Genomic DNA, 18,276 nt, shown 5'->3' on the forward strand with positions numbered 1-18,276 from the left:
TGATGTTTTACGTCTTACCATCTGGCGATCAATGCCTGGCAGCGTTCCTTCAGTGCTTCTCCCTTACTGCGGACATCGATGTCGAATACCTTGATCAGTTGTACCGTATAATCAATCGCCACAAGCAACAGAATACCCTGGATCAGGCGGGTTCCTATCTGCAGCTGCACCTTATCGATGATATGATACATGGCATCATGGACAAACTGCACGATTCCTATCGCATAAAATCCCCAGGCGACGGTACTCTCGAGGCAAATGATCCCCCGATAATTGAAGGGCTTATTATTATAATCCCACCATAATTCTCCCAGGAAACGGATCATACCGACCCCTACCAGATATTCAAAGGCCGTTGCCAGGATAGCTCCCAGAAAATATAATTCCACAAGCTTATCACGCAGCGGACTTAAGATCAGATACCCCAGCACTCCGCCAAAACCATAGATCGGGCAAAACGGTCCCTTGCCAAATCCCCGGTTGGTAAGCTTGCGATTACAAAATGACATATACGTAGACTCCAGTGCCCATCCGAGAACACTGTACAATACAAATGCTGCTAACAGATGATAGATATCTGTTCCCAGTATTTCATAACTCCACATTTGATCTTCCTCACAAGTACAAAGTCCCCGGTGATCACGCCGAGGACTGTTGTTTAACATTAGTTATATTTACGTTTTCTTGCTGCTTCAGACTTCTTCTTACGTTTTACGCTAGGCTTCTCGTAATGCTCTCTCTTACGAATCTCCTGCTGGATACCAGCCTTAGCGCAGCTTCTCTTGAAACGACGTAAAGCGCTATCTAAAGTCTCGTTCTCTTTTACGATTACGTTTGACATCTTACACCCGACCTCCCTTCAGTCCCTTCAAGTAACATGACTGACTGGGTTATTCTAATGCGCAGTTGTTCTACACACATTTGATATTATAGCATAAAAAATGTATTCGTCAACTACTTTTTTTATTTTTTATATATAATATTCCCCGTAGCTTACAGAAGAATAAGAACCGCAGACCCGCGCGTGCTTTTTTTCGCACGATTCGCTTACGGTTGCTTAGAATCTGCTTGTCCTTATTCTTATGTGCGCTACTGGTTCTTCAAAATCTTATTTAAAAAATTTATCGTAGATACCGAACAGGAAAATGAAGATCACGATCAGGGGCAGTCCGTAGGTCAGATAACCGCGCATCCAGTCGTGGACTTTTAAACCCTTGCCGGTATTTACTTCTGCCTTATAGTTCTCCCATCCCCAGCCGTATCTGGTCACGCAGAACAGCAGGTATACCAGGGATCCTAAGGGAAGGAACAGATTACTTACCAGGAAATCTTCAAAATCCAGTACCGCTCCGCCGAAGACAGCAAAACCATCCCAGCTCCACACATTATATCCCAGTACGCAGGGAACGGACAATGCAATGATCAGAAACAGGTTCACCAGCGAAGATTTCCTGCGGCTGGCACCGGTCAGTTCCATGCCACAGCAGATGATATTCTCGAACACAGCCAGCACCGTGGACAATGCTGCGAACGCCATGAACAGGAAGAATAAACTCCCCCACAGGCGGCCGTAAGGCATGTTGGCGAAAATATTCGGCAGGGTTATGAAAATCAGGCTCGGTCCTGAGGTCTGATCCACCCCATAGGTAAAGCAGGCGGGGAAAATGATCAGTCCTGCGGTAATTGCCACGAAAGTATCCAGTACCACAACTCTGACGGACTCTCCCATCAGAGAATGATCCTTGCCGATGTAGCTTCCAAAGATCGCCATGGCACCAATGCCTAAGCTTAAGGTAAAGAACGCCTGATTCATGGCACCTACCAGTGTAGATACCACACCGACTTCCTGCATACGTCCAAAATCAGGTACCAGATAGAACTTTAGGCCTTCCTTTGCGCCCGTCATGAAGAAGCTATTGATGGCAAGTACTACCATAATGGCAAGCAGTGCGATCATCATGACTTTCGTCACGCGCTCCAGACCGTTCTGCAGTCCACCGGCACACACAACGATACCGATGATCACCACCAGTACCATCCAGAACATCATGACCCCCGGATCTGCCAGCATCTGGGTAAACTGTTCCGCTACCGTATCCGCGGAAAGCCCGGAAAGTTTACCGGCAGCCGTCATATAAAAATAGTGTAACATCCAGCCTGCCACCGTTGTGTAGAACATCATCAGCAGATAGCAGCCTGCCAGTGTAAAATATCCGTGGATATGCCACTTCTGTCCAGGCTTCTCCAGTGCCTGGTAAGCCTTTACGGGACTTTTCTTACTTGCTCTTCCCACAGCGAACTCCATGGTCATAATCGGCAGACCAAGGATCACCAGGAAGATCAGATAAAATAGTACAAATGCGCCACCGCCGCCCTGACCGGCCATGTACGGGAACTTCCATACATTCCCGATACCAATGGCACAGCCGGCAGACAACAGTATAAAGCCTAAACGGGATTTCAGATTCTCTCGTTCCATTATGCGAGCTGACCCTCCAGTACTTTGGACGCTTCCGCGATCGCTGCGGGAATGCCTGCGGGATTCTTACCGCCGGCCTGCGCCATATTCGGGCGTCCACCGCCGCCACCGCCTACCAGCGCGGCAATTCCCTTGATCAGGTTGCCCGCATGGGCACCGGCCTTTACAGCACCGTCCGTTGCCATAGCGATCATATTTACCTTGCCGTCCTGTGCGGAAAGCAGTACAACAACACCTTCGCCAAGCTTATCCTTGAGCTGGTCGCCCAGGTCTCTCAAGCCATTCATATCCACACCGTCTACGCTGGTTGCCAGAAGTTTCGTACCCTTCACTTCCACCACCTGATCGAGTACATCGCCCAGTGCAGATTGTGCCATCTTTGCCTTCAGGGATTCATTCTCTGCATTCAGTGCCTTCAGCTCTGCCTGCATATGCTGGATCTTCTCGGTCAGGGCTGCAGGAGTTGCCTTGGCTGCTGTAGCTGCCTTATTGAAGCTCTCTTCCATTGCCTGATAGTATGCCATGACATTGGCACCGGTCAGTGCTTCAATTCTTCTGACGCCGGCTGCAACACCGCTCTCGGACAGGATCTTGAAATAGCCGATCTCTCCGGTGTGCTTTACATGGGTACCACCGCACAGTTCCCTGGAGAAATCTCCCATAGATACCACGCGGACGGTCTCACCGTATTTTTCACCAAACAGAGCCATAGCTCCGCTCTTCTTCGCATCTTCGATGTTCATGACATCGGTAACGACTGCAATATCCTCTGCGATCTTCTCATTGACCAGAGCCTCTACCTTCGCAAGCTCTTCCGCAGTCATAGCCTGTCCGTGGCTGAAGTCGAAACGGGTTCTTGCGCCGTCCTGGTAGGAACCCTGCTGTTCTACATGATCGCCCAGTACGATCTGCAGTGCCTTCTGTAACAGATGGGTTGCGGAGTGGTTCTTGCAGACACTCTTTCTATTGTCGGTATCTACGGCAAGCTCTGCAGTATCATTTACGGATACGCTGCCGGATACGACCTTACCCACATGTCCGATACGTCCGCCTGCGATCTTCACGGTCTCAGTCACTTCAAAAGTACCGTTTTTTGTGCGGATCACACCAAAGTCACCCTTCTGTCCGCCCATGGTAGCATAGAACGGAGTCACATCTGTGATCAGGGTACCGGTCTCTCCCTCATTTAAGGTATTCACCAGTTCGGTCTCGGATGCCAGTCCTACTACTTTACCTTCTGCGGTCAGCGCATCATAACCTACAAATTCGCTGGTGATCTTATCATCCAATCCATCGAATACACCTGCTGCAGTAGTCAGCTTCTGGGAGAAGTTCTGTCCTTCTCTTGCCTTCTGCTTCTGCTCTTCCATGGCAGCGGCGAAGCCTTCCTCATCTACAGTCAGATTCTCTTCCTGTGCCAGCTCTACGGTCAGCTCCAGAGGGAATCCGAAGGTATCATATAAGTAGAATGCGGACTTGCCGTCGATCTCCTTTTTACCTTCACTTCTCTTCTGCTCCAGAATCTTCTGCAGCTCCTTCATGCCGTTCTCCAGAGTGCTCTCGAAGCGGGCGATCTCTTTCTGCAGCTCGCTTAAGACGAACTCGCGGTTCTTCTTCATCAGAGGATAGCTCTCTGCATAGATCTCATCAATATACATAGCAGCAATATGAAGTAACTGCTCTGTAGTCATATTTAAAGTGCGTCCGTGTCTTACTGCACGACGGATCAGACGACGGAGAATATAGCCGGCACCGGTATTGGAGGGAAGCAGCTTCGCCTCATCACCGATCAGCATCACTCCGGTACGCAGATGGTCTGCCAGAATACGCATGGATCTGGTCAGCTTCTCATCCGCATTGTATTTCACACCGGAAACCTCTTCAATGTAAGCGATCACCGGAGAAAACAGGTCTGTCTGGTATACATCTCTGGTACCGTTTAAGAATGCCAGAATACGCTCCAGTCCCCAGCCGGTATCTACGTTCTTCTGCTTTAAAGGAGTCAGATGACCGTCATGATGCTTCTCATACTGCATGAATACATCATTACCCAGCTCGGTGTATTTGCCACAGTCACAGCCGGGGCCGCAGTTCGGTCCGCAATCCGGTCTGTCAGCGATATAGAACATCTCACTGTCGGGACCGCAGGGGCCATATTCCAGTCCCCACCAGTTATCATCAGCGGGCAGATAATATACGTTTTCTTTTTTGAATCCGGAAGCGATACGATACTGTGCGCCTTCCTCGTCTCTGGGGGCATTCCCGTCACCGGCAAATACAGTGGCAGCCAGATGATCCGCATCAAATCCGAACACCTGGGTCAGCAGTTCAAAACTCCACTGGCAGCGTTCCTTCTTAAAATAATCTCCAAGGCTCCAGCTTCCCATCATCTCGAAGAAGGTTACATGGCTTTTGTCGCCTACGGAATCAATATCGTTGGTACGTACACAGCCCTGTACGTTGCAGAGTCTGGTACCCAGAGGGTGCTTCTGTCCCAGCAGATAAGGCATCAGCGGCTGCATACCGGCAACGTTGAACATAACACCGGTAGAACCGTCGGATACCAGGGATACTGCTCCCACATCTACGTGACCACGGTCTATATAAAATTGTTTCCAGGCTTTTCTCAGTTCATCAGAAGTGAATTGTCTCATTCTCTCGGTCTCCTTGTCTCAATAATTGCATCTTTCGGAAAATAAACCTACATTTCTACATTATAATGTTATCGTTTCGCCGCGTCAAGGATAAAACATCACTCATCCTCGTCTTCCAGGATCTCGTTCAATGCCTCTCTGGCCTCCTCGATCTCCTCTTTTTTGCCCTTTTTCAATGCAGCCTCGAAAACAGTGATATAACGATCCAGTTCTTTTCTCCGGTCTCCCAGTGCTTCCTCATACATCCGCTCCGCTCTGAGAAGCACCAGACGGTTCTCCTCCAGGTCTCTGGGCTGGATCTTCAGGTAGGACAATTCTTCCATTCGCTTCTGGATCTCATCATCCGTCATCTGGTTGTCCTGTCCCTTGATGATCATTTTCTGGGTCAGTCCGGTGGATACCACCTTGACTTCCACTTCCAGCAGGGAATTGATGTCATAGGTGTAAGTCACATCCACGGCTTCACTGCCTCTGGGCCCCTTGGGAACATCAATGTTCAGTTCTCCCAGAAACAGATTATTTCTGGCGAAACGGCTCTCTCCCTGCAGTACCCGGACGCGCACCTTGTCCTGATTGTCTCTGACAGTGTACAACTGCTCCGTATGACTGGCAGGGATCACGGTGTTGCGCTCAATGATGGGACAGAAACGGCCGTCTTCAAATTTGCCTTCCTCGTATTCCACCACGACTTCCGTTCCCAATGTAAAGGAGCATACATCCGTCAGAATGACTTCCTTTACCTCCGCCCGGCGTTCCTTCATGGCCGCCTGGATCGCCGCGCCCAGTGCCACGGCTTCGTCCGGGTTCAGTCTTGTATCCGGGAATTTGCGGAACAGCCTGATCAGGAAATCCCTGACCACCGACAGTCTGGTGGCTCCGCCGATCAGCAATACCTCATTGATGTCCGACAGCTTCAGTCCTGCATCCGCCAGACTCTTCTTCACCGGTTCCCTGATCTTCATTAGCAGTTCTTCGCACTCTTCCTCATATTCTTTTAAGGCGATCTCTGCCGTTTTGTTCTCTTCACCCAGCATAAGTTCCATGGTCACCGCAGTCTGATCACTGATTCCCCGCTTGGCTTCTTCTGCCTTTTTATAAAGACGCACCTGTTCTTTCTCCGACAGATCCTTATAATGCAGTCCTGTCTTTTGCAGAAAAAGTTTCGACATCACTTCCGTGAAATCTTCACCGCCAAGATAATTGTCTCCGGCTACCGCCCGCACCTCCAGAATATTGTGATACAGCTCCAGAATGGAGACATCAAAAGTTCCGCCGCCCAGGTCAAATACCAGAAATCTGGTGTCTTTTTCTTTTTCGTACAGGCCGTAGGCCACCGCCGCTGCGGTAGGCTCCGAGATCATACGCTCCACCTTCAGCCCGGCCAGTTCTCCGGCCCGCTTGGTGGCTTTTCTTCTCTTGTCGTCAAAATAGGCCGGTACACTGATCACGGCCTCTGTGACTTCTTCCCCCAGATAGGCTTCCGCATCTTCTTTCAGATAACGCAGGATCATGCTGGACAATTCTTCTGGACGGAACTTTTTGCCGGACAGGTCATAAGTGCGATCCGTTCCCATGCTGCGCTTAAATGCCTGCGCCACACTGTCGGGATAGAGGTTTCTGCGTTCCTGTGCCGTCTCCCCCACATAGACATTGCCGTTCTCATCCACGCTGACCACAGAGGGGGTCAGATGTTTTCCCAGACGGTTGGGGATGATCACAGGTCCTTCCTCCGTAAATACTGCCACCAGACTGTTGGTAGTTCCCAAATCGATTCCGACTATCATATGTTTTCTTCTCTCTTCATTTTAATTTTTTACTTCTTCCCGAACAGCCTCTGCCAGAATCCCCGTTTCTCCGGCTGCAGCTTTTCCTTGTGAAAAGCTGCTACGGCAGGATCCGTATCCTTCGTCACCTGTTCCGAATGATACCGGTGCCAGATGGCCTGCAATCCCATTCCGGGATGTTCCTGCATCTGCTCTTTCAGCCGCTCCAGTGCTTCTTTCTCCCGGCCCTTTTTCAGCATCTGCAGTATCCGTACCATCTCCAGTTCCTCGCAGACGGGATGTACACAGCCATGGCAGAAGGAACAGTCTTTGTCCAGTTGCAGGAGCGTATCCTGTTCCTCATCGTTGGCCGTATAATATCCCGCCAGATATTCGTGTACGATCCGAAGCTTCGGATATTTCAGATACACATCCTTGCCGCTTTTATCTTCTCTTTCCATGCAGGCTTTCAACGCCTGTGCATAGTCAGCACCTTTCTTCTTATCTCCGTACAGGATGCATGCCAGGATCAGGTCCGCAATGTCATCCTTTTTGCTGAGATCCTCCTTATGGAAGATCAGTGCCTTATCCATATTCTCGATGGCCACCTTTCCGGAACCACAGATCAGCCCATACCATCCCAGATGGAAAAAGTAATCTTCGAAATACTCCTGGGTATTCCCGGTATTTTTTCCAAGCAGTTCGATCTTCTCCGGCCACGATGTCAGAATATTTCCGGCGATCGTCTTTTCCCCGCACCAGACACACAGATCCAGCTTTTCTCCTGCCGCATCCAGTACATTGACGAATGCCTTCTCCAGAACTTTTAATCCCTCCGTAGTCTTGTCATTGCAGGCCAGACATCTGGCGAAATCCCTCATACGGTTCCGGTCCCGTTCTCCGGCACTTCCCGTCATCTCACGGTATCTCCGGTAAAACTGTTCCGCCATTTCCGTATTGCCCAGCAAAAAATAAATTTCTGCCTGTTCCACAATCAGTTCCGGCCAGGCATGATTCTGTGTTCCACTCTTTTCATAGAAAAATACACATTTTCTCAGGCAGATCATGGCTTCATCGTATTTGCCGCGGCATCTGTGGATCCGTGCCAGTCCCTTCCAGGCAAAAGGATTGGCCGGGTTCGTGGAAAGTGCCTTTTCATAATCCGCTTTTGCCGCCTCCAGACAGCCTGCCGCATTATGAAAATCTCCCCGCTCCACCAGTAAAAATTCACAAGGGTAGGCATACAGATATTCCGTAATGATCGGAAGTCCTCTCCGGTAAAATATGGTCTTGCCCGCTTCCAGTTTGCTCAGATATTTCTTCCGGAATTTATCTATGGCGTCGTTCATCTGTTCCTGGGGAAGCCCAGTATTGGTCAGCTGCCATTCATAGGCATCCAGGATCACACTTTTGACATTATTATCCTTCGCCTGTTGTAACAGTTCCTTCAGTTCCTCCGGATGTGTCAGATCCATGTACACCTTTGCCATCATTTCATAGGCCTTGACATAGGTTGGAAAATAATTTAAACAGGCTCTGCCGTTCTGGATCACCCCTGCTGCATTCCACTGCCTCTTCGCCGCTTCCAGTTCGTTGGCATATGCAGCGTAAACCTGATAATCCCCGATCAGTTTCTGGGATATCTCCGCACAGCGTTTATACTCTTCCATCTCCACATAGATCTGTGCCTTTTCGATCAGCATACCGATATCCTTCGGTGTTCCGGTCTCGGCTTTTTCCGCTTCCGCAATGGCTTCGGCGAATTTTTCCGGCTGTACATAGCCATAAGCCCGATAGCACTGCATCCGGATCATATGTGACTGTCGGATCCGGTCTCTGTCTTTTTCCTCCTCTTCGGCATCCGTATCCCGGAGGATCTTTTTCTCCAGGCTTTCTTCCCATTTGGCTGCCGTGGAAATTGTCTTCTCATATTCTGCCGCTTCTGCCAGCAGTTTTGTCATAAGTCCCAGATATTCCTCACGCCTGTCCGCAGGAACTTTTGCTTCCAGCTCCCTGACCGTGCGGATTCCCAGATCGGTCCTGCCATCCTGCAGATAACACCAGCCCAGATCCAGTCCCAGACCGGGATCATGGTTCTGCGCATATTCCCGTTTCATTTCCCGTTCCAGTTCGGTGTTGATCTTCTGCAGTGTCTCCAGAAATGTGTCGTCTCCGCCTACGGAAAGAATCTCTTCCGCACATTTTTTTGCCTCTTTATAGTTCCCCTGCTCATAATACCAGTCCGTCAGACGCAGGTTCGCCATGTAGTGTTTCGGCAGCTTCTCCCGAAGACTCTCATAAATAGCAGACGCTTCTACGCGCCCTTCATTTCTCCACAGTATTTCCGCCGTATTGTAAGCGATCAGATCATCCTCCGGATATCTTGCAGACAGTTTCTTTAACAAAGTAATGGCTTCTGCGGTCTGTCCCTTTCCTTCATAGAGGGACGCACGGCAGATCTCCATAACAGGGTGGGTAATCCCCAGAGCATCCCCACATCCGATCATCTGCTCCGCTTCCTGTAATTTTTTCTCCTGCAGCGCCTGATAAGCTCTGTCATAATATTGCAGAAACTGATCGTAATCCGCATCTTCCGCACCACGGAACTCGGAAAAATCCACTTCTTCCCCGGATTCGCACTTATGTACCATATAGCTTACAAACTGTGCCGGAAAGCGCTCTCTGAAGGCCCCCGCATTCTGTACAATGTGGATTTTCTCATCCAGAAGCTTCCAGATTGCGGTCGGCAGCTTATAATGTTCCATCAGAAAACGAAGCAGATAAGTGGTGCAGTTTTCCTCTTCCTCCAGAGAAAGAAAGTCATCCGCCTCAAAAAGCGCTTTCCATTTTTCCACATCACAGCGGTCCGTAATATTCTCATAGACCTTCCGAACACCACGTACCCACTGTCCTGCCGGAGTATCGTCCTCCAGCGTCGGTTCCGCCTCCTCGTTCTCTTCTGCATCCGGCGTTCCGGCATAGCGGCAGGCCTCCTCATAAGCCATCCGCAGTCGCTTGAAGCCTTCCGGATCATCCTCCGGATTCGTTACCGTCAGCTTGTCACGATAGGCATTCTTCAGTGCCCTTTCGTTTTTTGTCTGTTCGATTCCCAGAATCTGAAACACTTCGATCGGTTCCACGCTGTCCCCTCCACTGTAAGTATCAAAGTTTTCGTACCAATAGAAAAAGATATTGAAAAGGAGCAGAAAAATCTTTCTGCTCCTGAATAGTGATCTTAGAATGTAAACTTATCTGCAAAGTAAGCATCCAGATCTTTGATAGCAACACGCTCCTGCTCCATGGAATCACGGAAACGTACAGTAACGCAACCGTCTGTCTCAGAGTCAAAGTCATAAGTTACGCAGAAAGGAGTACCGATCTCATCCTGGCGACGATATCTCTTACCAATGTTTCCTCTGTCATCAAATTCACAGTTGTATTTCTTGGAAAGCTCTGCGTAGATCTTCTCCGCACCCTCGTTCAGTTTCTTGGACAGAGGCAGCACACCGATCTTTACCGGTGCCAGTGCAGGATGGAAATGAAGCACAGTACGAACATCGCCGCCCTCTAACTCTTCCTCATCGTAAGCTGCACACAGGAATGCCAGAACCACTCTGTCTGCACCAAGAGAAGGCTCGATAACGTAAGGGATGTATTTTTCCTTCTTCTCATCATCGAAGTAAGTCATATCCTCGCCGGAGGTATTGGCATGCTGGGTCAGATCATAATCGGTTCTGTCCGCAATACCCCACAGTTCGCCCCAGCCGAAGGGGAACAGGAACTCAATATCGGTGGTTCCCTTACTGTAGAAGCACAATTCCTCAGGAGAGTGATCACGAAGTCTCATCTCGTCTTCCTTGATGCCAAGAGACAGCAGCCAGTCACGGCAGAAGCCTCTCCAGTACTGGAACCACTCCATATCGGTGCCGGGCTCGCAGAAGAACTCCAGCTCCATCTGCTCGAACTCTCTGGTACGGAAAGTGAAGTTACCGGGTGTGATCTCATTACGGAAAGACTTACCAATCTGTCCGATACCGAAAGGAATCTTCTTACGGGAAGTTCTCTGTACATTTTTGAAGTTAACGAAAATACCCTGTGCAGTCTCGGGTCTTAAGTAAACGGTGTTCTTGGCATCCTCGGTAACACCCTGGAAGGTCTTAAACATCAGGTTGAACTGACGGATATCGGTAAAGTTATGCTTGCCGCAGGTAGGGCAGGGAACATTATGCTCTTCGATGAAATTCTTCATCTCTTCCTGGCTCCAGCCGTCTACACTGCCTTCGATGGCAATACCGTTCTCCTCACAGAAATCCTCGATCAGCTTATCCGCACGGAAACGCTCATGACATTCCTTACAATCCATCAGAGGATCGGAGAAACCGCCCAAATGTCCGCTGGCTACCCATGTCTGGGGATTCATCAGGATCGCACAGTCCACACCTACATTATAGGGGCTCTCCTGAATAAACTTCTGCCACCATGCCTTTTTCACATTGTTCTTCAGCTCTACGCCAAGGTTACCGTAATCCCAGGTATTTGCCAGGCCTCCGTAAATCTCGGAACCGGGATATACAAAACCTCTTGCCTTCGCCAGGGCTACGATCTTCTCCATTGTTTTTTCCATGTCAGTACCAAACCTTTCTTGCTCTATATTTGTATTGCTGTATAACTTACTTTTTCATCAGTATCGTAACGACACCGTCGGACTGTGACGCATCCACATAACCGTCCTCTCCCATGACAACTCCCTCACTGAGATACAGCACCGGGTAGGGACAATAAATATATGCGCTTGCATTCGTAATGATCATGTGGTTCTTATCCAGAGCCTTGTTCAGCTTCTGCTCCTCCGCCGGTGTACCGTCTGCGGCACTTACCAGTCCCAGATCCACGCTGATCCCCTCGGCCAGTGCTTCCACTCTGGTTCCATAGAACAGCTCCTGTTCATTATAATCCGCATAACTCTCCGTATCGGCGAATTCCTGCACCACCTGAACCGTAGCGCCTTCTTCCAGCATCTGCACTGTCTTCACAGCCATAGGAGGTTCTGCTGCATCTCCATGTGCGGCGTTAAATTCCTCTGCTTCTTCCTGTACCATCTGTGTAAGACCGTCCAGACTGTAGAAATCCTTGTCAAACGTATTCACCAGATAGGATACTACTTTTCCGTTCTTCTCCACCACCAGAGAAGTATTCACCACCGTCTCTGGAAGCTTTGCTGCCTTGCCGCAGCCGGCCAGGGACAGCATCAGAACACCTGACAGCATTGCCGAAATAACCTTTTTTGTGATATTGTGCCTCATAAATGAGTCTCCTTTTTTGGCATCAGCCATATCCGATTTTAACATAGAGTTTTGAGTATTTCAAGACTTTTGAACGACCTGTCCATGAAACGTTTCCGATATTCCGAGGCAATTCCCTTCAGTTCGTCAAGAACTTTGTCCGATACCGTAAATGTATATAATTTTTCTATGGGACTTTGTGCTATGTAGCTTAAGGCATACAGAGTGGATTCCTCCAGTCTGCGGCCTACCGGCGGCCCGGGGTACTCTCCGTTCACTGCAATTGCTTTCAGTTCAAAGATACTGCGTACCAGTTCGTTGGGCAGTGCCGGAGCACACAATGCCCTGAGAGACTGATACACTAACTTCAACATCTCCCGTTCATCGTTATTTTCTCTACAATAAAAGTCCGCCACTTCCGCAAAGTACATGCCATAGCAGGCTCCAATATAATCTGTCAAAAGTTCCGGGAAAAAATTCTGGATATCCGCTTCTGATATGGTATAAGATGTTCTCCCCTCATAGAGGCGAAAGGTACCAAAAGCAAAAGGGTTGGTCGCTGCCGCAAGTCGGTTGCCCGGCTTTCTGGCACCTCTTGCGAATGCAGTGATCTTCCCTTTTTCTCTGGTCAGCAGGCATACCAGCCTGTCATATTCACCAAACGGCGACTGCTTTAATACAATTCCCGTTACATACAGGGATTCCTGCATGATCCATCCTCCCGGGCGTTAAGGTCTGTACATCCTTCCGCCCTGCAGTCCACCGACGTGCTGCTACAGCACGCATTGGGAAAATCTGTCCCCTCCGTACTCCGCAGATAATTCAGGTAATCCTCCACTCTGCCGGTATGTTCAAATTGCTGCCAGTAATTCGTGAACTGCATCCTGCGCATCCCCCTCTTCTTATCAGTTTATCAGTGTGTCATCCTCTGTAAAAATAGGGTCTGCAAATTTTACTTTTCTATTCGCCCATCTCAATGTCTTTCGGATTATATCCGAAGTTTTTGAGCAGAATATCGCTGTCTCTCCAGTCCTTCTTCACCTTCACCCAAAGCTGTAAATTGACTTTCATTTCCAGCATATCTTCGATCTCCGGGCGGGCCTGGGAACCGATCTTTTTCAACATCTGGCCACCCTTACCGATGATGATCCCCTTGTGGGAATCTCTCTCACAGATAATGGTAGCTTCGATGTCGCAGATGCTGCCTCTCTCTTTCATGCTCTCCACCGTCACGGCAATGCCGTGAGGGATCTCTTCGGATAAAAGACGCAGTGCCTTTTCCCGGATCAGCTCCGCCACGATCTGACGCATGGGCTGATCGGTGATGGTGTCTTCATCATAAAAGGCCGGACCGTAGGGCAGATATTTCAAAATGCACTGGATCAGTACATCCGTGTTGTCGCCCTTTAAGGCGGACACCGGGACGATCTCGCAGAAATCCAGTTCCTTGCGGTAGGTGTCAATGAATGCCAGGATATCGTCCTTTTTCACGGTGTCCGTCTTGTTGATCACAAGGATCACGGGAGTCTTGGTCTTTTTCAGCTGCTCGATGATATGACGTTCTCCGGCACCGATGAAATTCGTGGGCTCCACCAGCCACAAAATTACATCCACATCATTTAACGTATGCTCCGCCACATTTACCATGTAATCGCCCAGTTTGTTTTTCGCCTTGTGAATGCCGGGGGTATCCAAGAATACGATCTGTCCCTCGTCCAGCGTCAGTACCGTCTGGATACGGTTACGGGTAGTCTGCGGTTTGTTGGATGTGATGGCGATCTTCTGTCCGATCAGTCGGTTCATCAGCGTAGATTTCCCTACGTTGGGACGTCCGATCAGGGTGGCAAAGCCGGATTTATATGCCGGATTTTCGTTCATTTTTTATTTCTCCTGTTCTTTCTTGTTTTCTGTTACCTCTGTATTTTGCAGAGTTTTCTGCATTTTTGCTTCCGCTTCGGCGAATTTTTTCTGTTCCTCCGTACGGATCCGTTTGGTGCGCTTTTTAATCTTCTTTAAAATTAGTACGATCACTGCGATCACGATCGCCCAGATCACCAGATAAGGAATATGGATCACGAACCAGATCGCTGCTTCCTTTAGTCCCTCGCCGATATTTTTCAGACTATCCACAAATCCGGTGGAAATACGCTCCCAGACGGTCTCTTCTTCCACAGGTGTATAGACCTCTACCTCATCAATATAAAGGTATACGGTGCTGTAGTCAACCCGGTTATCATAGCTGCGAAGCTGGGATTCCATGCTTTCTAACTGGTATCTGACATCAGACAGACGCTGTTCGATGGTAATAATATCTTCCACACTCTCTGCCTGCTCTAAAAGCTGTAATAATCTCTCCTGCTCCGTCCGCAGGGCATCCCTGTGGCTCTGCAGGTCTACATATGTCAATGTTACATCCTGCACATTCTCCGAACGGCTGGTCACATTGCCCAGCTCTGAGACCGTATTCTGGAACTCCTCCAGTCTGTCCTTCGGGATGCGGATGGTCAGATTGGCATTCCTTGTAGAACGATAACTATAATATGTACTGCCGTTATAGGCATCCAGACTTTCAATATAGCCGCCGAGCTCTGTTACTTTATTCTCTACCGCGCTTAACAGCTTATCATACTCCCTGGTCTCGACATCCATATTCACGGTCTTGATCAGTTTCCGATCTGCTACGGCTGTGTCTGCAGCCTCCTCAGACACTGTATTACCTGTGTCCTGGGTGTTTTCTGCGGAATCGTACCCTTCTGTCATGCCAAATCCATCTTCATAAGCGGACGCCTCCGGTGCAGCTGCCTCATTGGAAGCAACAGCATAATCCGCATCCATGAGATCACTGATTCCGTAACTGCCGTTCGATGAGCTGCCGCAGGCGGTCAGCGATAATATCATGCCGGCAGTGAGCAACCCTGTAATGATCTTTGTTTCAAATTTTCGTTTTTTCATAACCCTCTCCGTTCTGCGGACGGCATCCTGACAGCCTGTCGGATCCGCCTGCTGTTGACTTTTTATTGTTCACCCCTATAAACGAAATAATATCACAAAAGTTCTTTATTTATTTGATCTTTTTACGATTCAGAACCACTTTTGCAAAATCGCAGCTTTCCTTTTGCCGCTTTAAAACAGATTTTCCACCTTCAGGAATCTGTCCTGTTCTTCCTTTACCTTAGAAGCCGTACCTACGACACAGAGCAGATCCTCCTGCATGAATGCCCGGATATGCGCGGACAGTGCCCGGATATCCTCAACGGTAGCGGACAGCAGCTCGTCACGTTCTCTCTGTAATGCTGCATCGTCCAGTCCCGTCATATAGGCACTCAGAGAATACAGTCCCTTCGCTGCCGGATTCATAGGCACATCCAGATCACTGACAGCACCGATGATATACTGGGTCATGGTACGCTCATCCGCGGTAAATTCTGCGATGGCATCCGCTGCCTTCTCATATACATCAATCGTCTTGCCGAGGTTGGGATCTCTGTATGAGACAAAATAGCTGTCACCGGATCTGCCGAAGCTGCACATACAGCCATAGGCGCCTCCCTTTACACGGACATTGACCCACAGATATTCATAGCCCAACATGACCTTCAGCACTCTTAGGGCTCCGGTATATTTCAGTCTGCTCTTGCGGAAATTACCGGCACGACATACATAATTGACCTGACCGGAGGTTAAGAAGCCTTCGTTCTTCCGGGAGACTTCCGGAATATAATGTGCTTTTTCCACGGATCCGGTATAGAGTGCTGCCTTGAAGGCTTCCACCGGGGCATCCAACAATCCCACTGCCTTCTCTTCACCGACGAAATCCACCATGAGATTCTCCGGACGGAAGATCATCTTTAATAACGTCTGTAAGATCTCCACCAGTTCTTCTTTTTTCTCGTCAAAATGTGCTTCCAGACCGGTGATCAGGCGGTAGAACGGAATGCCGGAGATCTCCTCGCTGACAGCTCCGGGAATACTGCCGTAGGACATGGCTCTTCCGGCAGCCACGCTATGTCCGCCAGACGTCATCTGCGCCTGCATGCGGGACTTGCCCTCCGCCAGGATCTCATAGAGACGCTTGGTGTCCGTGAAATCACTGGTCATAACGATCTCACGCATCAGATCGATGGCATCCGCAATACGATCATAGAACACCTTCGTCTTCAGCTCCAGAGTCAACGTAAATTCATCCGTATCCTGCAATCTGCCATACACATTGTTCACCGCAGCCATGCCGCCGGTGACCAGGTTCATCTCATTATAGAGATCTCCATAAGTATAGTTTTCTGTATTGAGGAGCCCAAGACAGCCTTTTAAGATGCCGATATACGGAAAATATTTTCCGGGGATCTGATCCAGTCTGAAGATCAGACGTAAGTAACCGATACCGTTGGTAAACAGATCATGATACAAAAGTGTGGTATCCCCAATACTCCGTACCTCGTTCACCGGGAGATTTGCCTCTTTTTTCATATCCTCCCGCTTCAATAGAGGAATCTTCTCCAGGTCCTCCTTCGCATCCTCGCTCTCCTGGAACTCGTTCAGTTTACGGAAGGTCTCTTTTACAGCTTCCAGTTCTTCCGGACTCATGGCTGCTTTCACCTGTGCCATTTTCTCACGCTGTTTCTGTTCCTGTTCCTCTAAAAGTCCAAGCTTCGGCTGCAGAATCACCACGCTGCGGTGCGTATTGTCCAGCAGGTATTTTTGTACCAGACCCTCAAAATATCCGTTCTTTACTTCTTTACGAAGCTCGGCAAAGGTATCGTTCGCCTCGATATGAATGAACGGCAGTCTGTCGTCATACAGCCAGCTGTCCAGCACCTGTAAACCGTACATCAGTCCCTTGGGATAGGAACCGAAATCTGCCTCTCTGTATTTGAATTCGTAGTAATTGATACCGGCAAGCAATGCCTTCTCGTCGAAGCCTTCCGCTGCCAGCTTCTCGAGTACTTCTTCTGTTACCTGTAAAAATTTCTGTTCTTTTTCTACGGAAGTGTCCTTCGCCACGACACTGAAATATGGCTGACGGATACCGTTCTCATAGATGCTGTAGACATCCTTGCCAATGCCACGGTCTACCAGCGCCTGCTTTAAGGGTGCACCCGGTGCGGAGCACAGCGCATAGTCCAGAATCTGAAAAGCAATGTAGAGCTTCGGATCCAGGCTGTCACCGACACAGAAGTTCTGGGACAGATAGGTATTCTCTTCTTCGTCCTCTCCCTCGCCGATGGGACAGTCTCTGACAATACGGCCAGGCTTGTCGAAAGCCGGCTCCTCGGTCACTTCGGAGTCCACCTTAAGAGCATCGTAAGCAGACAGATAATGTTCGTCGATAAAGGTCAGCTTCTCCGCCATATCCATGTTACCATAGAGATAGATATAGCTGTTGGAGGGATGATAGAACTTCCGGTGGAAATCCAGGAACTCTTCGTACGTCAGCTCCGGGATCACCTCCGGATCACCTCCGGACTCACAGCCATAGGTGGTATGCGGATACAGAGAGTTCATGATCTCCCTCTCCAGCACATCATCCGGAGAAGAAAATGCTCCCTTCATCTCGTTGTAGACCACGCCGTTGACCTTCAGCTCTTCCTCGTCACCTTCGAGCTCATAATGCCAGCCTTCCTGCCGGAAAATGGATTCGTTTTTATAAATATTCGGGTAAAATACGGCATCCAGATAGACATGCATCAGGTTCTGGAAATCCTTGTCATTACAGCTTGCCACAGGGTATACGGTCTTATCCGGATAGGTCATGGCATTTAAAAAAGTATTTAAAGAACCTTTTACCAGTTCCACAAAAGGATCCTTCACCGGGAATTCCTTCGAGCCGCATAATACGGAGTGCTCCAGGATATGTGCCACGCCGGTGGAATCCTTCGGGGTGGTACGGAAACCGATGTAAAATACTTTGTTCTCATCGTCATTGGATACCAGTGCCACTCTTGCTCCGGTCTTCTTATGACGGCACAGATAAGTCACACTGTTGATGTCGGGGATCTCCCGTTTCTCTATGATCTCGTATGTGGATAAATCTTCTACTCTCATTTATGATGTGTCCTCTTTTCTAAATCTATCTTAAATTCCCCTCACAGAAACACTCT

At 49.1% G+C, this 18,276-nt stretch carries 12 protein-coding genes; all 12 read right to left on the bottom strand.

Annotated features, from left to right (window positions below; genetic code table 11):
• Positions 1 to 14: 14 nt before the first annotated feature.
• Positions 15 to 605, bottom strand: a complete 591-nt coding sequence (locus tag H9Q77_RS08685; RefSeq protein ID WP_118546237.1) for a putative ABC transporter permease — start codon at positions 603 to 605, stop codon at positions 15 to 17.
• 59 nt (positions 606 to 664) lie between these two features.
• Positions 665 to 841: a 30S ribosomal protein S21 gene (rpsU, locus tag H9Q77_RS08690; protein WP_016290398.1), complete on the bottom strand. Its 177-nt coding sequence runs from the start codon at positions 839 to 841 to the stop codon at positions 665 to 667.
• 267 nt (positions 842 to 1,108) lie between these two features.
• Positions 1,109 to 2,479 carry a sodium-dependent transporter gene (locus H9Q77_RS08695; protein ID WP_249325170.1) on the bottom strand — a complete coding sequence of 457 codons (1,371 nt, stop codon included), beginning with the start codon at positions 2,477 to 2,479 and terminating at the stop codon, positions 1,109 to 1,111.
• On the bottom strand, positions 2,479 to 5,133 hold the full coding sequence (alaS, locus tag H9Q77_RS08700) for an alanine--tRNA ligase (protein ID WP_249325176.1): 2,655 nt from the start codon (positions 5,131 to 5,133) through the stop codon (positions 2,479 to 2,481). Before alaS ends, H9Q77_RS08695 begins: the two co-directional genes overlap by 1 nt.
• Before the next feature lie 98 nt (positions 5,134 to 5,231).
• Positions 5,232 to 6,917 (bottom strand): Hsp70 family protein, encoded by a 1,686-nt coding sequence (locus H9Q77_RS08705; protein ID WP_249325178.1) that lies wholly within the window; start codon positions 6,915 to 6,917, stop codon positions 5,232 to 5,234.
• 29 nt (positions 6,918 to 6,946) lie between these two features.
• Positions 6,947 to 10,036: a tetratricopeptide repeat protein gene (locus tag H9Q77_RS08710; RefSeq protein WP_249325179.1), complete on the bottom strand. Its 3,090-nt coding sequence runs from the start codon at positions 10,034 to 10,036 to the stop codon at positions 6,947 to 6,949.
• 95 nt (positions 10,037 to 10,131) lie between these two features.
• Positions 10,132 to 11,520 (bottom strand): glycine--tRNA ligase, encoded by a 1,389-nt coding sequence (locus H9Q77_RS08715; RefSeq protein WP_148447375.1) that lies wholly within the window; start codon positions 11,518 to 11,520, stop codon positions 10,132 to 10,134.
• A gap of 46 nt (positions 11,521 to 11,566) precedes the next feature.
• Positions 11,567 to 12,199 (bottom strand): hypothetical protein, encoded by a 633-nt coding sequence (locus H9Q77_RS08720; protein ID WP_249325181.1) that lies wholly within the window; start codon positions 12,197 to 12,199, stop codon positions 11,567 to 11,569.
• A gap of 38 nt (positions 12,200 to 12,237) precedes the next feature.
• The gene (gene recO / locus H9Q77_RS08725) at positions 12,238 to 12,888 is read right to left on the bottom strand and encodes a DNA repair protein RecO (protein WP_249325182.1); all 651 of its coding nucleotides are present in this window, start codon (positions 12,886 to 12,888) and stop codon (positions 12,238 to 12,240) included.
• Between the two features lie 250 nt (positions 12,889 to 13,138).
• Positions 13,139 to 14,056 (bottom strand): GTPase Era, encoded by a 918-nt coding sequence (era, locus tag H9Q77_RS08730; protein WP_118546255.1) that lies wholly within the window; start codon positions 14,054 to 14,056, stop codon positions 13,139 to 13,141.
• Positions 14,057 to 14,059: 3 nt separating this feature from the next.
• Positions 14,060 to 15,130: a DUF4349 domain-containing protein gene (locus H9Q77_RS08735; protein ID WP_249325183.1), complete on the bottom strand. Its 1,071-nt coding sequence runs from the start codon at positions 15,128 to 15,130 to the stop codon at positions 14,060 to 14,062.
• Positions 15,131 to 15,301: 171 nt separating this feature from the next.
• Entirely contained in the window at positions 15,302 to 18,220 is a 2,919-nt protein-coding gene (locus tag H9Q77_RS08740) for an insulinase family protein (RefSeq protein ID WP_249325185.1), read from the bottom strand.
• Positions 18,221 to 18,276 lie beyond the last annotated feature (56 nt).

This window comes from Simiaoa sunii, from assembly GCF_014337175.1.
Lineage (GTDB): Bacteria > Bacillota > Clostridia > Lachnospirales > Lachnospiraceae > Acetatifactor > Acetatifactor intestinalis.